The organism is Paenarthrobacter sp. NPDC089675 (assembly GCF_044749185.1).
Classification (GTDB): domain Bacteria; phylum Actinomycetota; class Actinomycetes; order Actinomycetales; family Micrococcaceae; genus Arthrobacter.
In genome coordinates, this window is the sequence record NZ_JBIVHM010000004.1 from 168,629 (window position 1) to 191,022 (window position 22,394).

A 22,394-nucleotide genomic window follows, 5' to 3' on the forward strand; every position below is an offset into this window, starting at 1 on the left:
AGCTTTTCAGCCATCACAAACTTAAGGAGAACCATGTCCCGCGCACGCATCACCCTCGACCGCGACTTCACGGTCGGAGAAGTACCCCACCGCCTCTTCGGCTCCTTCGTGGAGCACATGGGCCGCTGCGTCTACACCGGAATCTACGAACCCGGACACCCCGAAGCAGACGAGCACGGCTTCCGCCAGGATGTCCTCAAGCTCGTCAAGGAACTCGGCGCCACCGTCATCCGCTACCCGGGCGGCAACTTCGTCTCCGGCTACAACTGGGAGGACGGGATCGGCCCGCGGGAAAGCAGGCCCCGCCGCCTCGATGGCGCGTGGCACACCGTGGAGACCAACGCTTTTGGCTTGCATGAATTCGTCGACTGGTCCCGGCAGGCCGGCACGGAGATCATGGAGGCGATCAACCTGGGCACCAAGGGCGTCGAAGAAGCCCGCGCCATTGTTGAGTACTCCAACCATCCTTCAGGCACGTACTGGTCGGACCTCAGGGCGAAGAACGGCCACAAGGATCCGTTCGACATCAAGCTCTGGTGCCTGGGCAACGAGATGGACGGGCCGTGGCAGATCGGGCACAAGACGGCCGATGAATACGGCCGCCTGGCCCAGGAAGCTGCCAAGGCCATGCGTTACGTGGATCCGTCCATTGAACTCGTGGCATGCGGCAGCTCGAAATCCGCGATGCCCACGTTCGGCGAATGGGAACAGACCGTCCTCACCCACACCTATGACGAGGTGGACTACGTTTCCCTCCACGCCTACTACTTCGAGGAAGAAGGCGACGTCGGAAGCTTCCTGGCTTCCGCCGTCGATACCGATTTCTTCATCGAGTCGGTCATTGCCACAGCGGACGCCGTCCGGGCCAAGGGAAAGCACAAGAAGCACATCAACCTGTCCTTCGACGAGTGGAACGTCTGGTACCAGCGCGGCCGGGATACCGAGGACCAGCTGCGCAACATCGTCAAGGGTCCGTGGCGCGAGCACCCGCGGGTCATCGAGGACAAATACAACGTCACCGATGCCGTGGTGGTTGGAACGCTGCTCAATTCGTTGCTCCGGCACGGCGACAGGGTCAAGATTGCCAACCAGGCACAGCTGGTCAACGTGATCGCGCCGATCCTTTCGGAGGAGAACGGGCCTGCGTGGAAGCAGACCATCTTCCACCCGTTCGCGCGGATGGCCGAGCTCGCCAAGGGCCAGATCCTGCGGCTCGCGGTGGATTCGGACAAGTACTCTAACGACCGTTTCGGGGACACCGACCTCGTGGATGTCAGCGCCACGTGGAACGAGGAAACCGGGCGGGTCGCCTTGTTCTTCGCGAACCGCGGCTTGGATGAAGCGGCCGACGTCGAGACCGCACTGCGCGGGTTCGACGCCCGGCAGGTGGTGCGCGCCGAGGTCCTTGAAATTCCCGACGGCGGAGACCGCTTCACGATCAACAGCCAGGAACAGCAGGACCGGGTGGGTTTGAAGCCCCTGGAGAACGTCAAGGCCACCGGCTCGGAGCTGCGCCTGACGCTGCCCGCGTTGTCTTGGGCCGTCATCGAGCTTGAGGTCGCCAAAGCCTAGCGGCGGGTTAAAGCACGACGGCGGGGGCTACTTAGATCGCGCAGCCGTCCGGGCCGCAGGCCTCGGCGTCGGAGGCGCCCACGGGAATGAGCGGATTGGCTTCCTGCCACGCCTGGTTGAGGGCTTGGCTGAAGAGCTCGGCCGGCTGGGCGCCGGAGATGCCGTATTTGCGGTCGATGACGAAGAACGGTACGCCGGTCACGCCGATGGCGCGGGCCTCGTTGATGTCCCGGTTCACTTCTTCGGTGAACTTGTCCGTGCTGAAGAGCTCATCCACTTCCTCGGCAGGAACGCCCAGGGAAACACCGAGTGCGCGCAGGTACTCCTGGTTGCCGATGTCCTTGCCGTGCTCAAAGTGGTCGCTGAGCAGCTGCTCCTTTGCGGCGTCCTGCTTCCCGTGGGTGGCAGCGAGGTGAATGAGGCGGTGGGCGGTGAAGCTGTTGGCAACCACCACCTTGTCGAAGTGGTAATCCAGACCCTCGCCCTTGGCAGTGTCCGTAACGTGGGCAAACATCTGCTTGACCTGCTCCGGAGCCATACCCTTGCGCTTGCTCAGGTAGTCCAGCTCCGTGCCGTCGTAGTGCTCGGGGACGGAGGGATCCAGCTGGTAGCTCTTCCACTGAACATCCACGGATTCGTGGTGCGGGAACTGTGCCAGGGCGGTTTCAAAGCGGCGCTTGCCGATGTAGCACCACGGGCAGGCGACGTCGGACCAGATCTCAATCTTCATGATTCCGTCAACCCGGATATGCACGGCAGCATTCCGGATGCAAGCTGTTATTTTCCTCACTGCGCGAATAGCCTTGAGGAGGGTTATGAAGCCAGCCCACCTCACGGGGGGTTATGCGCGGAGGCCCGGAATGCGCATTGGACTCATTGTTGGACCCTGGTTCACCGTCCCGCCGGAACGCTATGGCGGAACCGAACGCGTTGTGGATGCCCTGGCCCGGGCATTGTCCGATGCGGGGCATGACGTCCTTTTGGCCGCGGCATCGGACAGCTCCTGTCCGGTACCCCAGGTGAAAGGACTCGGCCCCAGCCGGCCCGGTGAGCTCGGCGAGACACTCAGCGAACTCAACCACGTCATCAAGGCCTACCGCGGGATGGGTGGAGTGGACGTCATCCACGACCATACGCTCGCCGGCCCGCTCTATGCCCACCGGCCGCCGGACATTCCAGTGGTCACCACCATCCATAACCAGCTGACGGCACAATCGGTTGAGCTGTACCGGGCGATGGCTCAGGACACCGCCATCGTGTCGATCTCCCACAACCAGAGATCGATCGTGCCGGGGCTCAGGATTGCCGCGGTCATCCACCATGGGCTCGATTTGTCCACAGTTTCCCCCGGAACGGGCGACGGCGGGTACGCGTGCTTTGTGGGGCGCATGTGCGCGGACAAGGGCCTCATGGAAGCGGTTGATATAGCCCGGCAGGCCGATGTCCCACTGAAGATCGCGGCCAAGATGCACGCGAAGGACGAGGTGCGGTTCTACAAGGAAGTGGTCCAACCGGCACTCGGCCCGAACGAAGAGTACCTGGGTGAACTCTCCGATCCGGAGAAGTACCAACTCATGGGTGGTGCCATTGCACTGATCAACCCCATCCAGTGGCCCGAACCGTTCGGGCTGGTGATGATCGAATCGCTGGCGACGGGAACGCCCGTGGTGGCCACTCCGATGGGCGCCGCACCGGAAATCGTCAGGCACGGGAAGACCGGCTTCCTGGGCGGTCCGGAGGAACTTGCCGGCTTCGTCAAAGCAGCCGCGAACCTGGACCGGGTCGGCTGCAGGCGTGCCGTTGAAGAGTACTTCAGTGCCGGTCGCATGGCTGCGGACCATCTGGACCTTTATTCACGCGTCATCCAACAATTCAGCAGCAAGGGGGTTCCGGGCGGCGCGTACGTGCAAGAGAATCAGAGACAGGGCCGGTAGACGAGGTAGCCGGGCCCCCGAAGCCCAACCCTGAAGGAGCCCGCTGCTGATGACAGCCTGGAATGCAGACACCGAAGCCGGCGCGTCCGAGCTCGGGGCAGTGACCGTCGTCGAAGGTTCTTCCTTTTGCATATCGGCGCACTCCGGTGACGTCCACGGCGGCGGTTCCCAGGGGGCCTACTACCAGGACACCCGTATTGTGTCGCGGTGGGTTCTCCGCATCAACGGCGAGCCGCGCGAGCCACTGGTTGCCAGGAACCCTGCCGCCTTCCAAGCTGAATTCGTGGGCCGCGCCTGCACCGAGGACGGGCGATTCGAAAGCCCCTTGCTGGTCCGGCACCAGCGCAGCATCGGCTCCGGCGTACGTGATGACATCACCATCACCAACTATTCCGGCACGCCGTCAACCTGCACCATTGAACTGCTCCTGGACGCCGACCTTTCCGACCTCTTCGACGTCAAGGGCGGCAGGGTGGGAACCGCGGAAGAAACCATCCGGGCGGCGCGGGAAGACGGACTCTACATCGACTCCCTGCACTCCAGCGGGCAGCAACGCGGGGTGCTGTTCCAGGCGGCGGAGGCGAAAGTCACCGAGGAAGGGCTGACCTTCAACGTCACCATCCCTGCCCGTGAGCACTGGTCCACCACCGTCATCGCCCTGCCGCTGGTCAACGGCGAAGCACCGGAGGACCGCTTCACCCCGGGAACGCCCCTCCAGCACAGCACGGGCGCCCGCCGGCAGATCCAGTGGGAAGAACACGTTCCCCGCATCACGGTTACCGATGCCAACGTCACCGACGTGCTTGACCAGAGCCAGCGTGACCTTGGCTCCCTCCGGATTTTCGACGACGAACATCCCGGCCGGGCCGCGGTTGCCGCCGGAGCGCCCTGGTTCATGGCCCTGTTCGGCAGGGACTCACTCCTGGCTTCCTACATGTCCCTCATGATCGATCCGAGCCTGGCTGCCGGGACCCTCCAGACCCTGGCCGGCCTCCAGGGCAGCAAGGTGGATATCGACTCGGAAGAAGAACCGGGGCGCATGCCGCACGAGGTCAGGCTGGGGATCGCCGCCGGGCTCTCCTTGGGCGGCACGGCGTACTACGGCACCGCCGATGCCACTCCGCTCTTCGTCTCCACCTTGGGCGAGCTGAGCCGTTGGGGGCTCGGGGAGGACATCATCGAATCCCTCCTGCCGCACGCGGACCGCGCCATTGAGTGGATGGAAAAATACGGCGACCGCGACGGCGACGGGTTCATCGAATACAAGCGGCCCAACGAGCACGGGCTGGTGAACCAGGGCTGGAAGGACTCGTGGGACGGGATCAACTTTGCTGACGGCCGGATGGCGGAGGCCCCGATCGCGCTCTGCGAAGTCCAGGCCTACGCCTACGCGGCCTACGTGGGCCGGTCCCTGTTGGCCCGTGCAGCGGGGGATACCGCCGTCGAACGCCGCTGCGCTGACCGCGCCGAAGAGCTGAAGGAGGCCTTCAACAAGACATTCTGGCTGCCGGACAAGGGCTACTTTGCCCTGGCGCTGGATAAGGACAAGAAGCCCGTGGACTCCTGTACGTCCAATATGGGCCACTGCCTGTGGGTGGGCATCGTGGACGAGGACAAGGCACCGCTGGTTGCCGAGCGGCTGATGTCGCCCGAGATGTTCACCGGGTGGGGCATCCGCACCCTTGGCTCCGACATGGGCGCCTACAATCCGGTCAGCTACCACAACGGCTCTGTGTGGCCGCACGACACCGCGCTCGCGGCCACCGGCCTCATGCGGTACGGCTTTGTGGAGGAGGCCAGCCGGGTTGCCAGTGGATTGTTCGACGCCGCCCAGCACTTTGGCGGTCAGCTTCCCGAGTTGTTCTGCGGCTTTGACCGCGGAGACTTTCCGGAGCCCGTCCCGTATCCGACGGCGTGTTCCCCGCAGGCGTGGGCGGCCGCGGCTCCCGTCCAGCTCGCCAGGATCCTGCTGCGGTTCGATCCGGACTTCACCCGGGACGTCCTGCACCTGGCGCCTATCCTGCCCGAGTCGTTCGGGGAATTCACGGCTGAAAATGTGCTGCTGGGGAGTTCCCGGCTGACTGTGCGGGCTTCCGGTTCGACGGGAACTGTCAGCGGGCTGCCGGAAGGCCTGCAGTTGCGCGACGACCCTCGGCCCCCGCTGGCCGGTGACCTTTTCGGCTGAGGCACCTTTTGCTAGAGGGTGTGCTCCATGACGAAGTCGTGCTCAACGGAGTCACCGAGCTTGAAGGACTTGGTGCCCACTCGTTCAAATCCGGACTTCCCGTAGAACCGGATGGCCTTGGCGTTCTCGCTGTTGACACCCAGCCAGACGCCGGCTGCTCCCTTGTCCGCCGCGTGGGCGAGCGAGGCAGTCATCAGCCTTGAAGCTGCACCCTGGCCGTGATGGTCCGGGTGGACGTAGCACTTGCTGAGCTCAGTTGAGGGCAGCGCGGACAGCACAGCGGCGACGTCCGGGTCGCTTGCCGGTTTGGCAATCAGCATCGTGTAGCCGTTCAGCTGCCCGCCGTCGTCGAGCACCAGGATGGTGATGTTCGCATCGGCGAGGTACTCCACAAAGTTGGCCTCGCTGAGGGTGCGTTCAAGGTGGGCCTGGATGTCCTCCGGCGAGGCCCCCGGCGGGCACGCCAGCGGGAAGGTGGCGGCCGCGAGCTCAGCCAGCTTCCCGGCGTCGTGTGCTGTTGCGGTGCGGATGGTTTCCACCATGTGGGTCCCCCTTTGAATCGAATGCGGAAAATGCCCCCAAGAACGCATCTTAGGGGCATTTACCGTGCGCAAACTCCTAGCCGGCCTTGACTGCCAGCACGGGGCAGTCGGCCTCCAACAGGATCCGCTGGGAGACGCTGCCCATGATGAGCTTGCCCACCGGGCTCCTGCGGCGCAGACCGATCACGATGAGGTCCGCGTTGTGCTCGTCGGCTGCGTCCAGTACCTCGGCAGCGGCGTCGTGTCCGCGGACCGGCTGGGTGATGGTGTGCTGGATCCCTTCCTGGGCCAAGCGGTCCTCCACGGTCTGGATGTCCGGCTCCTGGGCGTAGCGGTTGTCCACCAGGGCATCGCCCTTGGAAGAGTTGATGACGAGCAGGTGGTTGTTGCTCTTTTTGGCCTCGGCGATGGCCTGCGTCAGCGCGGCCTCGCCCTCGGGCGTGGGGACGTATCCCACCACAATGGTCATGGGGTTCTCCTGTTTGCGGGGTTTCAGGCGCTGTAGTCGCCGGCGCCGGAGTTGGCGGGGAGCAGCGGGTCTTTGGCTTGGCGCTTGGGTTTGATGAGCTTGTAGGCGAAAGGCCACGCCAGCACGATCGCCACGATGATGTAAACCACAATCGCGATCGGCTCACTGAACAGTCCCGCGGGGTCGCCGGCGGAGAGCTGCAGTGTCTTGCGGAGTTGGCCTTCGATGCGTGGGCCGAGGATCACGCCCAGGATCAACGGGAGTACGGGAAGCCCGAACCGCCGCATCATGAAGCCCAGGGCGCCGAGGACCAGCAGGATCACCAGGTCGAAGGCTTGCAGGTTGACCGAGTACGCGCCGAGGGTGGCGAAGAACAGGATGCCTGCGTAAAGGTACGGCCGGGGGAGTTGCAGGAGCTTCGCCCAGACCGGAGCCAACGGAAGGTTGACGAGCAGGAGCAGCAGGTTTCCGATGAACAGGCTCGCGATGAGGGCCCAAACCAGTGGTCCCTGGCTGGAGAACAACTGCGGCCCCGGCTGGATGCCGTAGCTGGTGAAGGCCGCGAGCATGACGGCGGCAGTCGCGTTGGTGGGCAGGCCGAGGGCCAGCATGGGGGTCAGTGTTCCTGCGGCGGCTGCGTTGTTGGCAGCTTCAGGGCCGGCTACGCCTTCGATGGCGCCGTGGCCGAATTCCTCCGGGTGCTTGGAGAGCCGCTTCTCCGTGACGTAGGAGAGGAATGTGGGGATCTCGGCCCCGCCTGCGGGCAGTGCACCGAAGGGGAAGCCCAATGCGGTGCCGCGCAGCCATGGCTTCCAGGAGCGGCCCCAGTCCTTCTTACCCATCCACGGCTGTCCCACGGGGATGATGTGCATGGGAGAACGGCGGAGGTGGGCGGCGACCCAGAGGGCTTCGCCGACGGCGAAGATCGCCACGGCAACCACCACGATGTCCAGGCCATCCGCCAGCAGTGGCTGACCGAACGTCAAGCGGCGCTGCCCGGTCACCGAGTCCATTCCCACCAAGCCGATCGCCAGGCCAAGGGCCAGCGAAGCGAAGCCTCGGAGGCGGGACGAACCCAAAACGGCGGTGACTGCCAAGAGGGCCAGGACCATGATCGCGAAGTAGCTGGGCGCGCCCAGGCTGACGGCGAACTTGACCACGATCGGGGCGAACACTGCCAGCAAGGCGGTGCCGATGGTTCCGGCAACGAAGGATCCGATGGCGGCAGTTGCCAGGGCCTGGGCGGCGCGCCCGGCCTTCGCCATCTTGTTGCCCTCGATCGCCGTCACCACTGATGACGATTCGCCGGGAGTGTTGAGCAGGATCGAGGTAGTGGAACCGCCGTACATGCCGCCGTAGTAGATGCCGGCGAACATGATGAACGCGCTGGTGGGTTCAAGGGCGTAGGTAACGGGGAGCAGCAGGGCCACGGTCATGGCCGGACCCAGGCCGGGGAGCACGCCGACCGCTGTGCCAAGGAGCACGCCGATCATGGCGTACAGGAGGTTCATGGGGGTCAGGGCGGTGGCGAAGCCGTCCATCAGGGAGGACATGACGTCCATCAGAGGATTCCTTCCAGAAGCCCGGCCGGCAAGGCGATGCCGAGGCCGAGGTAGAAGCCGTAGAAGGTGAGCAGCGAGAGCGCAAGGGCGATCAGGCCGTCCCGTACGTAGCGGCGGCTCCCAAGGGCCAGGACACTGCCCCAGAAGAGCACGGTTCCGGAGATGACCCAGCCCGCCCAATCGATGAGCAGGATGTTGAGGATGAACGCTCCGGCCAACGGCAGGACGGTCTTCCAGTCGGCGGGATGTGCCAGGTCCACGTCCTCGCCGCCTTCCGCTTCACCCTTGCCGCCGCGGAGGACGTTGATGGCCAGCAACACGGCGCAGACCACCAAGAGTCCGGCAACGACAAACGGGACAGTCTTGGGCCCTACGGGATCCGACTTCGAATAGGGGGTTACCAGGCCATTGGCGTCCAGGAAGACCAGGACCCCGGCCGCGCCGAGCAGGAGGGAAACCCCCAGCTCGGCGCGGCCCTTGAGGCCTTTTACTGCAGTGCTCACGCCAGGCCAAGCTTGGTGAGGACGTCTGCCACCCGCTTGTCCTGGTCGGTCAGGAACGTCTTGAACTCGTCACCGGTGATGAAGGCATCGGTCCAGCTGTGGGTCTTCAGGGCTTCCTTCCAACCTGCGGACTGGTGCATCTTTTCCAGCGCGGAGATCAGGGACTTCTTGTCGTCCTCGCTGATGCCCGGAGGGGCTACGATGCCGCGCCAGTTGGTGAAGACGAGATCGATGTTGGACTCCTTGAGGGTGGGAGCGTCAACGCCGTCGAGCCGCTTTTCGCCACTGGTGGCAAGGACCCGGACCTCGCCGGACTTGATCTGCTCCAGGTATTCACCGGCTCCGGAAGCCGCGAAGCCGAGCTTGTTGCCGAGGATCGCGGGAAGCAGGTCGCCGCCGCCGTCGTAGGAAACGAAGTTGACCTTGGTGGCGTCAATGCCAACGGCACCTGCCAGTTGCATGGGCAGGAGGTGGTCCGGTCCACCCGGCGAAGAACCGCCACCCACGGAGATGGATCCGGGGTTGGCCTTCCAGGCCTTCACCAGGTCGTCGATGGTCTTGTACGGGGAGTCCTTGCCCACCATGATGGCGCCGGGTTCTTCGATCAGCCGTGCCAGCGGGGTGGTTTGGGTCAGCTTCGACTCGGACTTGTTGGTGTAGCTGGCGCCAACGACGCCAAGGCCCATGAGCATGGCGAGATCGCCGTTGCCCTTTTCATTGACCACGCGTGCCAGGCCAACCGTGCCGCCTGCTCCGGCCAGGTTGAAGACCTCGGTGTTGTTGGTGATCTTCTCGTCATCCAGTACCTTGGCCGCTGCCCTCGCTGTGGTGTCATAGCCGCCACCGGGAGTATTGGGGACCATGATCTGCAGCCCACTGATGGGCTTGGCGGCGCCGGAGCTTTCCGAACCTGTCGAGCTCTTGCTGGTGGCACCGCAACCGGTGGCCATCAGGGCGATGCCGGCTGCAACGGCGGCAATTCGCAATGCGCGGATCTGGCGCATGGTGTTCCTCTTCTCAGTGTGAAAATTCTTCGTCGAATCTCTGTGCAGGCTCCGTTGGGGGTTCCTGCCCTGCGGTCGATGCTAGGTCTAGCCGTGACGGGGATCACTCTTGTGTTCGCAGTGATCTTTAAGTTCATTGCGTTCACGCTCCCCACGGCTTAAAGCCCGCGCTGGGGTATAGTTCCCGTACTCCATCGCGGACAGCCCGGGAACGCATTGAGGACCCCAGCAGCGTTCGACAACCTGGACAATCATTCAAAGGACCGGCATTGACTCGAAGAAGAGGCATGTCCCTCGCAGGACAATACCTTGTGCTGCAGTTGCTGATCGTGCTGGCAGTCCTGGTGGCCGTCGCGGCAATCTCGCTCGCAGAATCGGCCGCGAGCTTCGAGCGCACGGAAGGGCGCAGGGCCCTGTCCGCCGCCGAGGCCCTCGGCAACAACCCCACCGTGCGGGAACTGCTCCCGACGGCGGAACCCCGGGCCGGTTCGTCCCTTCCGGCAGTAGCGGAATCGGTAAGGACAGTCTCGGGATCTGCCCAGGTGGCGCTCGCGAAACTGGACCGCACGGTAGTCACGGCCTCCGATCCCGACCTTCTGGGCAAATCGTTGCCACTCGGCGACAGCCGCGTGATGGAGGGCCGGGCCTGGACCGGGGTGCTCGGCAGTGGAAACGGTTCCGTCCTCTCAGCCCACGTACCGGTCCTGGACGACTCGGGCAAAATGATTGGCATCGCGTCCATCAGCCGAAACTTTCCGTCCACCCTCGAAAGGCTGGGAGATGCCGCCCCCAACCTCCTCACTTACCTCGGCGTGGCCAGCGTCCTGGGTATCGCGGGCTCCCTTTTGATGTCCCGCCGCGTCAAACGGCAAACGCTCGGCATGGAACCCCGGGAGATCAGCGGCCTCGTGGAAAACCGCGAAGCAATGCTCCAGGGCCTCAAAGAGGGCGTGGTCGCGCTGGATCCCCACGAGCGGATCACCGTGGCCAACCAAAGTGCGCGCATGATCCTGGGCCTCCCGGACGACTGTGTTGGAAAGCGGCTCGGCACCCTTCCCGTCGACCCCGCGCTGAAGGTTGTCCTCGCCCGTGAACAACCGGAGCCGGACCAACTGGTGTTGGTGGGGGACAGGCTGGTGGTCATGAACAGGGTGGCGCTGAAGTCACATGGCCGGGACATGGGTTCGGTCACCACCTTGAGGGACCGGACCGAGATGTCATCCCTGGAGCGCGAGCTCGGGGCAACCCGCACGGTCACCAACACTTTGCGCGCCCAAGCCCACGAATTCGCCAACCAGCTCCACGTCATCTCCGGGCTGCTGCAGTTGGAGGAGTACGAATCCGTGATCCAGTTCGTCAACGGAGCCACGGTGGACCGGACCAGGCTCAACGATGAGGTCACCAGCAGGATCCAGGACCCGGCGCTCGCAGCCTTGATGATCGCGAAAGCCAGCCTTGCCACCGAACGCGGAGTCGAACTCCGGCTCGATCCACGGTCCGCGTTGCCCCGCGTGCCCGAGGAACTCTCGCGCGACCTCACCACGGTGGCGGGGAACCTGGTGGATAACGCGTTCGACGCCGTGACCGGACTTCCCGGTGCGACGGTCAGCGTGCTCGTGGAGGACACGGGAGACGAAGTCAGGGTCACGGTCCGGGACAATGGACCGGGTGTCCCCGAGGGTGCTGCCGAAGAAATCTTCCAGCAGGGCTTTTCCACGAAGGAGTCGGCTTCTTCGACGAAGGGCCAAGGGCCGGGTGATGCCAGGGGTTTTGGCTTGGCCATCTCCCGGGTCATCTGCCGGCGCACCGGCGGCGGATTGACGGTTTCAAACGACGACGGCGCCGTGTTCGCCGCGCGGTTCATGAAAGGGGCGACGCTGCCATGATCAAGGTCCTGATTGTCGATGACGACTTCATGGTGGCCAAGGTGCACGCAGGGTTCATCCAGCGGACTCCGGGCTTTGCGGTCCTGGGGGTGGCACACACAGGCGCCCAGGCATTGCTGGAAACGCAACGGCTGCAGCCGGACCTGGTGCTGCTGGACATACACCTGCCTGACGCCAACGGACTGGACCTCATGCACAAGCTCCGCGACGTTGCCCCGGACCTTGATGTGCTGGTGATCAGTGCCGCCAGGGAGGTGGAAACCGTACGCAAGGCGCTCCGAGGCGGAATTGTGCACTACCTCATCAAGCCTTTCTCCCAAGCCGACCTGCAGGAACGCCTGGAGCATTACCTGAATGCCTACCACGGCCTGGACGCAAGTAAATCGGAAGCGGAGCAGTCCGACGTCAACAGGGTCTTCGGCCTGGCCGTTTCCGACCGCTCGTTACCCAAAGGCTGCAGCGTGGAGACATTGGAACTGGTCCAAGCCACCCTGAAGGCGGCACCGGGCGACTTGTCCGCCGCAGAGGTTGCCGAGCAATTGGGCACCTCGCGGGTGAGCGCCCGGCGCTACCTTGAGTACCTCCACGATGCCGGCGCCTTGGACGTCAAGCTGAAGTACGGCGTCGGACGTCCCGAGCGGCGGTACGTGCTCAAGGCGAGGTGAGCCGTATCAGTTGCTGGCCTTGGCGATGCGGATCAATTCCGCAGCGCTGCCGTCCGGCCTGCGCTCAGGCAGCCACACGGCACGCAGCGCTCGCGTAAGGTCCAGGCCGCTGACGGGAACGGCGATGAGTTGACCCGTGGCGAGTTCCGCGGTCACGGCCAGCTCGCTCAACACCGCTACGGCCGCACCTTCGATTGCGGCGGCCTTTACGGCCACGGTACTGGCGAGTTCCATACGGGCTTCGAGGAGCGGGGTTCCTGCGCGTGCGAGGGCCTTGACCAGGGTGTCGCGGGTCCCGGAACCGACCTCCCGCAGGGCGAGGTCGGCGGCAATCAGTTCGTTTGGTTCAACGGGGGCACGCCGCCGTGCCCAAGGATGGGTGGTTCCCACCACCACAACCAGTTCGTCGCGGGCCACCGTGGTCGAAGCGACAGTTCCGGGCAGTGCGGGCGTCTCCACGAAACCCAGGGGAACCTTGCGGGAAGCAACCTGCTCAAGGACCTCGCCGGAATTCCCGACCGCCAGGCTGACGTGGAGGTCCGCGTGCGCCCTCCGGAAACGGGCCAGCCAGCGCGGGGCCAGGTACTCGGCGATGGTAAGGCTGGCCGCCACTGTCAGGTGTGCAGCCTGCTCCGCGACCAGGGAACGGGCGCCAAGGATCATTCGGTCCATGGCGCCAAGGGCTTCGCGTGCCCAGGCCGTGACAACCTCGCCCTCGGTGGTCATCCGCGAACCCGCAGGAGTCCGCACCACCAACGTGAGGCCAAGTTGCCGTTCCAGGCGTGCGAGTGCGCGGCTGGCATTCGGTTGGGCCAGGCCCATGCGGCGCGCGGCCGCGCCGAGCGACCCCGTCTCCGCCACCAATACGAGGATCTCGAGGGCGGTCAGGTCGGGTCGGCTGCTCATGCTTGGACGATATGTGCGCTTCATTGCCCATGTCAATTAAGCATGGGTTGAGGCTCAAGGGGCGGCTACCGCAAGCCGCGTTGGGGGAGGATGGTGGAAGTATGAGCACAGCCAGGACGCGAACCGTCGCAGCACAAGGATCCGGCGCGGCCGAGCCCGGCGCCGGCAAGCGCGTCCGACGGGCCTCCAAAGCCGCACGCTCCTTGGTGCCCGGCCTGGCAGCATGCTCCGTTGCGGTGGCTTTGGCATTCGCGGTTCACGCACTCTTGCCCTCCCTTCCGGCGATGACCCTGACCGTAGTGCTGGGCATCGTCTCGGCCAATGTGCCCGGCCTGTCCGGCCTGGTGGGTGGCGCGTGGCAACCCGGCCTTCGATTTGCCGGCAAGCACCTGATGCGCACAGGGATTGTGTTCCTGGGCCTGAAGCTCAGCCTGGGAGATATCGCTGCGCTGGGCTGGGGGGCGTTCGGGCTGGTTGTCGCGGTGGTTTTGCTCTCCTTCGCCGGGACCTATGCCTTGGGCAGGCTCTTCAAGCTTCCGGGCGATGCTCCTTTGCTGATCGCCACCGGATTCTCTATTTGTGGCGCCTCTGCCATCGGGGCCATGGCGGCAGTCAGGGGAACCAAGCACCAGGACACCGTGCTTCCCGTTGCACTGGTGACGCTCTGCGGGACCCTGGCCATCGGCACCTTGCCGTTGCTTATGCATCCGCTGGGCCTGAATGCCGTGACGTTCGGCCGGTGGGTGGGAGCGTCGGTGCACGACGTGGGGCAGGTGGTGGCCGCAGCCCAGACCGCCGGCGCTGTGGCCCTGGGCGCTGCAGTGGTCATTAAGCTGACCAGGGTGGTTCTGCTGGCACCTATCGTTGCCATGGCTGGACTGTGGGAGCGGCGCCGTCACGTGCGCACTGCGGCTCAGGCTGACGCCGGCAAGTTCCCGCCGATCGTGCCGCTCTTCGTGCTGGGCTTCCTGGGCATGATGGTCCTTCGAAGCCTGGGATGGACCCCGCCGGTGATCTTGGATCTCGGCGGCCTGCTGCAGGAAGTGGCGTTGGGGGCGGCCCTGTTTGGCCTCGGCTCCGCAGTCCGGGTGCGGGAACTCCTGCACGCCGGACCACGGTCGTTGCTCATGGCCTTGTGCGCGTGGGCGCTGATCGCAGCACTCGGCCTGGGCGCTGCCTGGCTCATGGCTTAGCTACCATCGAGGAGCTGCCGCTGTGAGGCCCGCTCTGCGCCTCAAACTCAGGATTTAGCACGTAGAGCGGGCCTCGCAACGTGGGAGTTATGCCCCCACAGTCTTCAGGTAGTCCCGGAGGCCGTCCACCACCAGTTGGTGGTCCTCGTCGGAAGCCAACCCTGAGGCCGTGATGGCCCCAATGACACCGGCTCCCCGGACCCGTATGGGAAAGGAGCCCCCGGCAAGGGCGTAGTCATCGTGGTTGAGCCAGCCGCCGCCCAGGGGGTTGTGGCCGAGAGCGGAGAACTGCTCGGACAACAACGCCGTGCTGTGTTCAAAGCGCAGCACTGAGTTCGACTTCCGGCGGATCCATTCCTCTTGGTCGGACGTGGCACCGGGAAGGACGCAACGGAAGAGGACGATGTTGTGGCGCCGGATGTCGATGGCCACTCCGAACCCTGAGCTGATGGCGTGGTTGGCGATCAACGAGCCCAAGCGCCAGACATCGTGGTTATCGAATGAAGCGAAGGTCAGTTCCTCTTCCTGGGCCTGGAGCTCGGCCAGGCGCGGTGACTCAGTCATGCTCGATCAGCCTCGTAGCCCAGCCCGATCTGCCGCCGGATTTCGTCCATGGCTGCCATGATGGCCACACTCTCCCCCGGGGGCAAGATGGTTCCTTCAGTGGAGCCTTCCCTGACCAGGCGTTCCACTTCGGCAGCTTGGTACTGCATTCCGCGGCCGTCCACTGGCTGGTCGTACCGCTCCACGACGCTGCCATCTACGGCGTGAACCGTGAACGGAACGGGGTTGTACCAAGTGTGCTCGACGTCGATCCACCCCTCGGTGCCGATCACCAAGGCGCGGTTGGCGCTGGCTGCGTCAAGTTCGCAGTCCACCACAGCCTGCGCACCGCCGTCGTAATCGAAGATCGCCGCCGTTTGGCGGTCAACTCCGGTAGCAGTCATTGACGCGCTGGCGCGGATTTTCGACGGTGCTCCGAGGATGTCGAACGCAAAGGAGATCGGGTAGATGCCCAGGTCCAGGAGCGCGCCGCCTCCAAGCGCGGGATCGTTGAGGCGGTGGGCGGGATCCTTGGGCAGGCTCTGGTTGTGGCTGGCGATGATTTTCCGGACCTCGCCAATTGTCCCGGCGGCGATGATCTCGCGGATCCTGACCATATGGGGAAGGAAGCGCGTCCACATGGCCTCCAGCGCGACCAGTCCCTTGGACGCCGCGAGATCAACGATCTCCTGTGCTTCGCGGGCGTTCATGGTAAACGACTTCTCCACCAGAACGTGCTTGCCCGCGTTCAGTGCCAGCAGCGCGTTGGCATGGTGCATGGGGTGTGGCGTGGCGATGTAGACCACGTCCACCAACTGGTCCGCCACCAGGTCTTCATAGCTGCCGTGCGCCGTGGCTACCGCATGCTCTTCCGCGAAGGCCCGGCTGGTATCCAGTGACCTCGAACCGACGGCCTGCACGGTGAATCCGTTCTCTTTCAGGTCGCGCGTTTGCAGGTCCGCGATGAAGCCGGTGCCGAGAATTCCCCAGCGGATGGTGCCCTCGGATGTGCCATTGCTAAGCGTCACGTGCTTGGTCCTTTGCCGGGTCAGTAAGCGGGTACGCCACAAACGCAAAGCACGCGGAATCCGGCGACCAACTGTTGACGTTGAGGGTACCTTGACCGCCGGAAAGTGGCCACGTCCTCAGCGGGGCGCCCCAGTCCGCGGTGGAGACAAGTACGACGTCGACCGGCAGGTCCGCCGGGTGGCCTACGGTGCCGCGGGGGAACCGGAGGTAGCTGGCATAGCGGCCATCGGGGGAAAGATGCGGGAACCAGTCAACGGATTCGGATTGGAGCAGCTGCTCGAAACCGCTGCCGTCCGGGCGCACACGGGCGAGTTGTGCGTGGCCTTTGGCCGTGCTGAAGGATTCGGTGTTCAGGTACAGCCATGCACCGTCAGGCGAGTACTCCGGCCCGTCGCAGTGTCCCGGACCGACGTCGATGCGGGCGGCAGCACCGCCGTCGGACGCCATGACCATGAGGCGACCGGGCCGCGAAAAGTCGCCTGCTTCGATCCCCACGTACGCCAGCTCTGCGCCGTCCGGGCTCACGCCGTGGAGGAAGTGGAAGTAGCCGTCGTCCTTGGTGACGCGCGTGGCGGCGCCGCCCTCCAACGGGGCGTGGTAGATGTGGCCGTCGTTGGCGGAGAGGAAGATGCCTTCGCCGTCGGGAGCCAGGACGTGGTCATTGTTGAGGTCAGCGATCCCGGTGAGCGGAATCTCGGAGAGCTGCGCGGAGTCCACGTCCAGCTTCCAAAGCTTCCCGTCCCCGTTAAGGATCAGGGCCTGACCGTCAAGGGTCCAGTTGGCGGCTTCGAGGAGGATATCCCCGGTGCTGTAAAGGAGTTCGCTGCGGCTGGAGACCGACGCGATCCGCACCTCACAGCGTTGTCCTGTTTGCAAGGTGCGGATCACGTCTGCGGGTCCTTAGTCTTTGCTGCTGAAGGCGGCGTCGAAAGAGGTTTGCGACGCCGGGAAGTCGAACTTTTTCAGGGCGGCGAGGGCTTCGGGGGCGCCATGGAGTCGGTCCATGCCGGCGTCTTCCCATTCAACGGAGATGGGTCCGTCGTAGCCGATCGCGGACAAGGCACGGAAGGACGCCTCCCAGGGCACATCGCCGCGTCCGGCGGAGACGAAGTCCCAGCCACGGCGCGGGTCGCCCCAGGCCAAGTGGGAGCCGAGGACGGTGTTCCGGCCGGTCTGGCGCACCTTGGTGTCCTTGCAGTCCACGTGGTAGATCCGGTCCTTGAAGTCCCAGATGAAGGACACAGGGTCGATGCCCTGCCACATCATGTGGGACGGGTCCCAGTTCAGGCCGAACGCTTCCCGGTGCCCGATCGCCTCCAGCGTGCGGACCGTGGTCCAGTAGTCGTAGGCGATTTCGGAGGGGTGGACTTCGTGGGCAAACCGGACGCCGTTTTCGTCGAAGACGTCCAGGATGGGGTTCCAGCGGTCGGCGAAGTCCTGGTATCCGGCCTCGATGACCTTCTCGGGGACGGGCGGGAACATGGCGACGTATTGCCAGATGGAGGAGCCGGTGAAGCCCACCACGGTGTCCACACCGAGGGCCTTGGCGAGGCGGGCGGTGTGCTTCATTTCCTCGGCGGCGCGTTGGCGGACGCCTTCGGGTTCCCCGTCGCCCCACACACGCGAGCCGACGATGGCTTCGTGGCGGAAGTCGATCGGGTTATCGCAGACGGCCTGGCCCTTGAGGTGGTTGGAGATGGCCCAGACCTTCAGGTTGTACTTGTCCAGGAGTTCGAGCTTGGACTCGACATAGCCGGGTTCGTCCCAGCGCCAGGCATCAAGGTGGTCTCCGGAGACGGCGATTTCCAGGCCGTCGTAGCCCCAGCCCGAGGCAAGTTTGGCGACTTCCTCAAGGGGGAGGTCGGCCCACTGGCCGGTGAACAGGGTGTACGGGCGGGGCATGGTCAGGCTCCTTCGGTTGCGGTGTTGATTGGCTTGGGGGACAGCTGGATCAGAGAGCTTTTGGCGGCCGCCGACTCTTCGACGGCGGCCAGGATGTGCTGGACGTTCAGGCCCTCCTCGAACGACGGCGACGGCTGGCTTCCGTCGCGGATGGCGGCCAGGAAGTCCCGGATCTGGTGCGTGAAGGTGTGTTCCCAGCCGATGATGTGCCCTTGCGGCCACCATGCTTCAAGGTACGGGTGCTCAGGCTCGTTGACCAGGATCCGCCGGAAACCCTGCTCCCGCACAGGGACTGTCGCATCAAGGAATCCGAGTTCGTTCAACGCCTCGAGGTCGAACAGGATGGTGCCCTTGTCGCCGTAGATTTCGAGGGTGAGGGAGTTCTTCCGGCCGGTGGCCACACGGCTGACTTCCACCGAGGCGATTGCTCCGGAGGCGAGGGTCAGCGTGGCCCAGGCGGCGTCGTCGACCGTTACGTCTTCCAAGCCGTCAACTCCGGGGCGCTGGTCGACGAAGGTGTGCAGGCGGCCGGTGACTTCGGTGACGGCATCACCCAGCAGATAGAGGACCTGGTCGATGGCGTGCGAGGCGATGTCGCCGAGCGCACCCGAGCCGGCGGTTTCCTTCCGCAGCCGCCAGGTCATGGGGGATTCGGCGTCGGACAGCCAGTCCTGAAGGTAGGCGGCCCGGATATGGCGGACTGTCCCGAGGCGGCCCTCGGCAATCAACTCGCGGGCCAGGGCGAGGGCGGGGACGCGGCGGTAGTTGAAGCCGATCAGGGATTGGACGCCGCGTTTGCGGGCCTTGGCGGCGGCGGCGGTCATGAGCTCGGCTTCGCCCAGTGTGTTGGCCAGCGGCTTCTCCACAAGTACGTGCTTGCCTGCCTCGAGGGCGGCGATGGCTATTTCGGCGTGCATCCAGCCGGGTGCGCAGATATCGATGATGTCGATGTCGTCGCGCTCGATGACTTCACGCCAGTCGGTGGCCGATTCAGCCCAACCGTACTTGGCTGCGGCCTCCGCTACCTGGGTGGCGTCCCGGCCCACGAGCACTTTCTGCTCGAAGGCCGGGACGTCGAAGAAACTGGCCACATTCCGCCACGCATTCGAGTGGGCCTTCCCCATGAAGGCATAGCCGATGGCGGCCACGCCGAGGGGGCGGTCGGTGCTGTCCTTCGACAGTGCGGGCGTCTGCGCCGTGTTCATTGTGATGCTCCTAAATAGGGGGCGGTGGTCCGGGACGGTGCCCGGAGGCGGGGTGGTCTGCAGCTACTTGACGGCGCCGGCCGAAAGACCGGCCACAAGGTGCCGCTGGACCAGGATGAATCCGATGAGGACCGGCAAACTGACCACCACGGAGGCGGCCATGAGCTGGTTCCAGAACACATCCGATTCGCTGGCGTAAGCCTTCAGGCCCAAGGACAGAGTCTTGGTCGACTCATTGGTGAGGACGGAGGCAAACAGCACCTCACCCCACGCCGAGATGAATGAGTACACTGCAACCGCGATGATGCCCGGCTTGGCAACCGGAAGGATGACGCGGAAGAGAGCGCCCATGCGGCCCGTGCCGTCAATCATGGAAGCTTCCTCCAACTCCTTGGGAATCGAAGCGAAGTAACCGCTCAGCATCCAGATGGCGAAAGGCAACGTGAATGTCATGTACGTGATGATCAGGCCGAGGTAGGAACCCTGCAGCTGAAGGCCGGTGATGTTCCGGATCTGGGTGAAGATCAGGTAGAGCGGCAGCAGGAACAGGATGCCCGGGAACATCTGGGTGGACAGGACCGTGAGGCTGAAGGCCCGCTTGCCCTTGAAAGGCAGCCGGGCGATCGCGTAGGCGGCAAGCACGGCGACGGTGACGGAGCACGCAGTGGCCGCGACGGTGATGATGAGGCTGTTCTGGAAGTACTTGGCCAACGGCACCGTGGTCCAGATATCAAAATACGGAGCCAGGGTGATCTCGCGCGGAATCCACTGGAACAGTCCGGCGACGTCCTTCAACGGCTTGATCGACGTCGAAACCACCACGAAGAGCGGTATTGCCACCCAGAGGGAAAGGATGGTCAGGACCACATTTCTTAGGATCCGGAAGTTGCGGGTCTCAATCATTGTCGGCTCCCTTTGGCAGCACCATGCGGATGTAGAAGACAGAAGCGATAAAGAGTGCGATCAGCAGGAGAACACTCATTGCTCCGCCGAGGCCGAAGTTCCAGCTGCCAAACGAGTTTTGGTAGATCAGGGGCGAGATGAGCGTGGCTTCCTTGGGGGAGGTGGCACCGAACAGGACAAAGGGAATGTTGAACTGGTTGAACGTCCACAGGGACATCACCATCAGAAGCACTCCGTTGGCCGGGCGGACCATGGGCAAAGTAATGGTCCGGAACTGCTGCCAGAGGGTGGCGCCGTCGATGGCTGCGGCCTCGTAGACGTCGTTCGGAACGTTCTGCAGTGCCGCCATCAGCATGAGGAAAGCGAAGGGCCATAGCTGCCAGACGTTCACTACCACCATTGCTCCGAACGAGTTCTCGCCGAGGAGCCAGAAGGGGCGGTGGTCACCGAAGAGATGGAGCGTGTCCACCAGGATCTGGTTTACCGCGCCGTCACGCTGGTTGAACATGAAGGCCCAGGCGATGGTTCCGACGTAGGCGGGAAGTGCGTAGGGGACCAGGAAGAAGGTCCGCAGAAGGGCGCGGCCCTTGAAGTTCGAGGAAAGGAAGACGGCTCCGGCCATGCCTAGTACCCACGAGAAGCCGACCACGAGGATGGTGTAGAGCAGGGTACGGCCAACGGTGCTGAAGAAAGCCTGGCCGATGGTGCTTTCCGGGTTGAGGCCGTTGATGAAGTTCTGCAAGCCCACGAAAGGGGCGTTGAGCCAGTTCGTGAGGTTGAGTTGGGTCAAGGAGATGAACGCGATCCACACCCCCAGGAGCATGGGGCCGATGTGGATGAGGAGTTCGAGGATGGCGGCCGGAGCGATCAGGCCGTAGGGGAGGAAGGACCGGCGCCGTTTGCGGATCGGCGTCGAAGGGGTGGGCCCGTCGGGCTCAGGATGGGCGGCCGTTGTGCTGCCCGCAGCGGCTTTTCCGCTGTCCAGCGCTGAATGTGACATGGAAACTCCTTTGCCGGAGTGGAGGCGCCACCATAGGTGACGCCTCCACCCTCAGGGCATGGTTACTGGGCCGCGGCCATCTGGTTATTGGCGTCCTTGAGGGCCGCCTTGATGTCGTCTTCGGAAACAGTTCCGGTTGCTGCCTTGGCAAAGAGGTTCTTGATCGCGGTACCCGTCAGGGTCTCCATCTGTCCTTCTTTGGCGATCAGCGGCATCGGCAGGGAGTGGTTGGACAGGGCTTCGTTCTTGGCCTTGACCTCCTCGGTCTGGAAAGCGGCATCCTTGGATGCGGCGCTGACCACGGGCAGGGAAGAGTAGGCCTTGTTCAGGGCCACCTGCTCCTCGTCACTTGTCAGGAAAGCGGCGAGCTTGATGGCGTTTGCCTTGTTCTTGCTGTTCTTGAATACGCTCAGGTTGATACCGGCCACGTGGCTCTGGGTGGCGCGGTCGCCCGTTGCATCAGCAGTCATCATCGGGATGGCGGCAACGCCCCAGTCCTTGAAGTCACGGGCTGCGAAGTTCTTCAGCGGGCTCTGGTCAAACATCATTGCTGCCTTGCCGTTGATGAGGTTGTCCACCTTTTGGCTGCCCTGGCTCAGTTCAGCGTCAGAGGGCGACATCACCTTGTCCACGGCCATCAGGTCAACGAACTGCTTGACGCCCTGGACCTGGGGGTCGCTGTCGAACGTCGGCTTGCCGTCCTTGTCGAAGAGCGTGCCGCCGTTCTGGAGACCGCGAACAAACGCCTGGTGCGAGTTGGCCGAAACTGAAGCGCCGGCTGCGGTGAAGCCCCACTGGTCAGGCTTGCCGTCGCCGTTGACGTCCTTGGTCAATTTCTTGGCGTCGGCCACGAACTCGTCCCAGGTGACCGGCGCCTTTTCAATGCCGGCTTCCTTGAACATCTTGGTGTTGTAGTACAGGTTGTAGGCCAAGCCATACAGAGGGATCGACGTCGGCGTCTTGCCTTCGGCGCCACCGGTCGACCAGCTGGTCTGCAGGAAGCGGTCCTTGCCGCCGACGGCGTTGAGGAGATCGCCTTCGACAGGCTCAAATGCTCCCGTTTCCTGCAGCGTCACGGCCCAGGTGTTGCCGATGTTCAGGACATCGGGGCCGTCTCCACTGGTGACTGCCGTAAGAATACGGTTGTAGAGGTCGGTCCAGCCGATGACTTCCAGCTTGACCTTGACGCCCGTCTTCTCGGTGAAGCGGTCAAGGGTTGGTTTCAACTTGGCCGCGGTGTCGTCAAGGCTGTTGCCCTGGTCGGAGGCCCAGTAGGTGATGGTGTCGCTGGAGGCCTGGGGCGTATCGCCTCCACCGCAGCCGCTCATGCTGAGGGCCAGGGCGGCTGTAGCGGCAAAAGCCGAAAGGACTTTCAGGGGGTTCTTCATTAT

21 protein-coding genes are annotated in these 22,394 nt (G+C 64.2%); 6 read left to right on the forward strand and 15 right to left on the reverse strand.

What is annotated here, in order from left to right:
* Positions 1-33: 33 nt before the first annotated feature.
* Positions 34-1,572 carry an alpha-N-arabinofuranosidase gene (locus ACIPY2_RS10835; protein ID WP_400266387.1) on the forward strand — a complete coding sequence of 513 codons (1,539 nt, stop codon included), beginning with the start codon at positions 34-36 and terminating at the stop codon, positions 1,570-1,572.
* A 31-nt stretch (positions 1,573-1,603) separates the two neighbouring features.
* On the opposite strand, the gene ACIPY2_RS10840 is transcribed toward ACIPY2_RS10835, so the two are convergent.
* Positions 1,604-2,302, reverse strand: coding sequence for a DsbA family oxidoreductase (locus tag ACIPY2_RS10840; protein WP_400266388.1), 699 nt, complete (start codon positions 2,300-2,302; stop codon positions 1,604-1,606).
* 130 nt (positions 2,303-2,432) lie between these two features.
* Between ACIPY2_RS10840 and ACIPY2_RS10845 the strand changes: the two genes are divergently transcribed.
* Positions 2,433-3,506: a glycosyltransferase family 4 protein gene (locus ACIPY2_RS10845; RefSeq protein ID WP_400266389.1), complete on the forward strand. Its 1,074-nt coding sequence runs from the start codon at positions 2,433-2,435 to the stop codon at positions 3,504-3,506.
* Between the two features lie 49 nt (positions 3,507-3,555).
* Positions 3,556-5,691 (forward strand): glycogen debranching N-terminal domain-containing protein, encoded by a 2,136-nt coding sequence (locus ACIPY2_RS10850; protein ID WP_400266390.1) that lies wholly within the window; start codon positions 3,556-3,558, stop codon positions 5,689-5,691.
* Positions 5,692-5,702: 11 nt separating this feature from the next.
* Here the strand turns inward: ACIPY2_RS10850 and ACIPY2_RS10855 are convergent, their stop codons facing one another.
* From ACIPY2_RS10855 to ACIPY2_RS10875, 5 genes are all read right to left on the reverse strand, one after another.
* Positions 5,703-6,233, reverse strand: coding sequence for a GNAT family N-acetyltransferase (locus tag ACIPY2_RS10855; RefSeq protein WP_400266391.1), 531 nt, complete (start codon positions 6,231-6,233; stop codon positions 5,703-5,705).
* 76 nt (positions 6,234-6,309) lie between these two features.
* Positions 6,310-6,702, reverse strand: a complete 393-nt coding sequence (locus tag ACIPY2_RS10860) for a universal stress protein (protein WP_400266392.1) — start codon at positions 6,700-6,702, stop codon at positions 6,310-6,312.
* Between the two features lie 23 nt (positions 6,703-6,725).
* A complete protein-coding gene (locus tag ACIPY2_RS10865; protein ID WP_400266393.1) occupies positions 6,726-8,264 on the reverse strand; it encodes a tripartite tricarboxylate transporter permease in 1,539 nt (512 codons plus the stop codon).
* On the reverse strand, positions 8,264-8,767 hold the full coding sequence (locus ACIPY2_RS10870) for a tripartite tricarboxylate transporter TctB family protein (RefSeq protein ID WP_400266394.1): 504 nt from the start codon (positions 8,765-8,767) through the stop codon (positions 8,264-8,266). Before ACIPY2_RS10870 ends, ACIPY2_RS10865 begins: the two co-directional genes overlap by 1 nt.
* The gene (locus ACIPY2_RS10875; protein ID WP_400266395.1) at positions 8,764-9,771 is read right to left on the reverse strand and encodes a Bug family tripartite tricarboxylate transporter substrate binding protein; all 1,008 of its coding nucleotides are present in this window, start codon (positions 9,769-9,771) and stop codon (positions 8,764-8,766) included. Before ACIPY2_RS10875 ends, ACIPY2_RS10870 begins: the two co-directional genes overlap by 4 nt.
* 287 nt (positions 9,772-10,058) lie before the next feature.
* Here ACIPY2_RS10875 and ACIPY2_RS10880 point away from each other — a divergent pair, with 287 nt between their 5' ends.
* Both ACIPY2_RS10880 and ACIPY2_RS10885 read left to right on the forward strand, forming a co-directional pair.
* Positions 10,059-11,657, forward strand: coding sequence for an ATP-binding protein (locus tag ACIPY2_RS10880; RefSeq protein WP_400266396.1), 1,599 nt, complete (start codon positions 10,059-10,061; stop codon positions 11,655-11,657).
* Positions 11,654-12,322, forward strand: a complete 669-nt coding sequence (locus ACIPY2_RS10885) for a response regulator (protein WP_400266397.1) — start codon at positions 11,654-11,656, stop codon at positions 12,320-12,322. Before ACIPY2_RS10880 ends, ACIPY2_RS10885 begins: the two co-directional genes overlap by 4 nt.
* A gap of 6 nt (positions 12,323-12,328) precedes the next feature.
* Here the strand turns inward: ACIPY2_RS10885 and ACIPY2_RS10890 are convergent, their stop codons facing one another.
* Positions 12,329-13,228, reverse strand: coding sequence for a LysR family transcriptional regulator (locus tag ACIPY2_RS10890; protein ID WP_400266398.1), 900 nt, complete (start codon positions 13,226-13,228; stop codon positions 12,329-12,331).
* A 101-nt stretch (positions 13,229-13,329) separates the two neighbouring features.
* Between ACIPY2_RS10890 and ACIPY2_RS10895 the strand changes: the two genes are divergently transcribed.
* Positions 13,330-14,421, forward strand: coding sequence for a YeiH family protein (locus ACIPY2_RS10895; RefSeq protein WP_400266399.1), 1,092 nt, complete (start codon positions 13,330-13,332; stop codon positions 14,419-14,421).
* Between the two features lie 87 nt (positions 14,422-14,508).
* Here the strand turns inward: ACIPY2_RS10895 and ACIPY2_RS10900 are convergent, their stop codons facing one another.
* The 8 genes from ACIPY2_RS10900 to ACIPY2_RS10935 form a co-directional block, all read right to left on the reverse strand.
* Positions 14,509-14,985, reverse strand: a complete 477-nt coding sequence (locus tag ACIPY2_RS10900) for a heme-degrading domain-containing protein (protein WP_400266400.1) — start codon at positions 14,983-14,985, stop codon at positions 14,509-14,511.
* Entirely contained in the window at positions 14,982-15,992 is a 1,011-nt protein-coding gene (locus ACIPY2_RS10905; protein WP_400266401.1) for a Gfo/Idh/MocA family protein, read from the reverse strand. The genes ACIPY2_RS10900 and ACIPY2_RS10905 overlap by 4 nt, the downstream gene beginning before the upstream one ends.
* Positions 15,982-16,881: a TolB family protein gene (locus tag ACIPY2_RS10910; protein ID WP_400266402.1), complete on the reverse strand. Its 900-nt coding sequence runs from the start codon at positions 16,879-16,881 to the stop codon at positions 15,982-15,984. Before ACIPY2_RS10910 ends, ACIPY2_RS10905 begins: the two co-directional genes overlap by 11 nt.
* Positions 16,882-16,893: 12 nt before the next feature.
* Complete coding sequence (locus ACIPY2_RS10915; RefSeq protein WP_400266403.1) at positions 16,894-17,895, reverse strand: sugar phosphate isomerase/epimerase family protein; 1,002 nt, start codon at positions 17,893-17,895, stop codon at positions 16,894-16,896.
* Positions 17,896-17,897: 2 nt separating this feature from the next.
* A complete protein-coding gene (locus ACIPY2_RS10920; protein ID WP_400266404.1) occupies positions 17,898-19,100 on the reverse strand; it encodes a Gfo/Idh/MocA family protein in 1,203 nt (400 codons plus the stop codon).
* Between the two features lie 63 nt (positions 19,101-19,163).
* Positions 19,164-20,003 carry a carbohydrate ABC transporter permease gene (locus ACIPY2_RS10925; RefSeq protein WP_144661483.1) on the reverse strand — a complete coding sequence of 280 codons (840 nt, stop codon included), beginning with the start codon at positions 20,001-20,003 and terminating at the stop codon, positions 19,164-19,166.
* Positions 19,996-21,003, reverse strand: coding sequence for a carbohydrate ABC transporter permease (locus ACIPY2_RS10930; protein ID WP_144661484.1), 1,008 nt, complete (start codon positions 21,001-21,003; stop codon positions 19,996-19,998). Before ACIPY2_RS10930 ends, ACIPY2_RS10925 begins: the two co-directional genes overlap by 8 nt.
* Before the next feature lie 62 nt (positions 21,004-21,065).
* Complete coding sequence (locus ACIPY2_RS10935) at positions 21,066-22,391, reverse strand: ABC transporter substrate-binding protein (protein WP_400266405.1); 1,326 nt, start codon at positions 22,389-22,391, stop codon at positions 21,066-21,068.
* Positions 22,392-22,394: the final 3 nt, after the last annotated feature.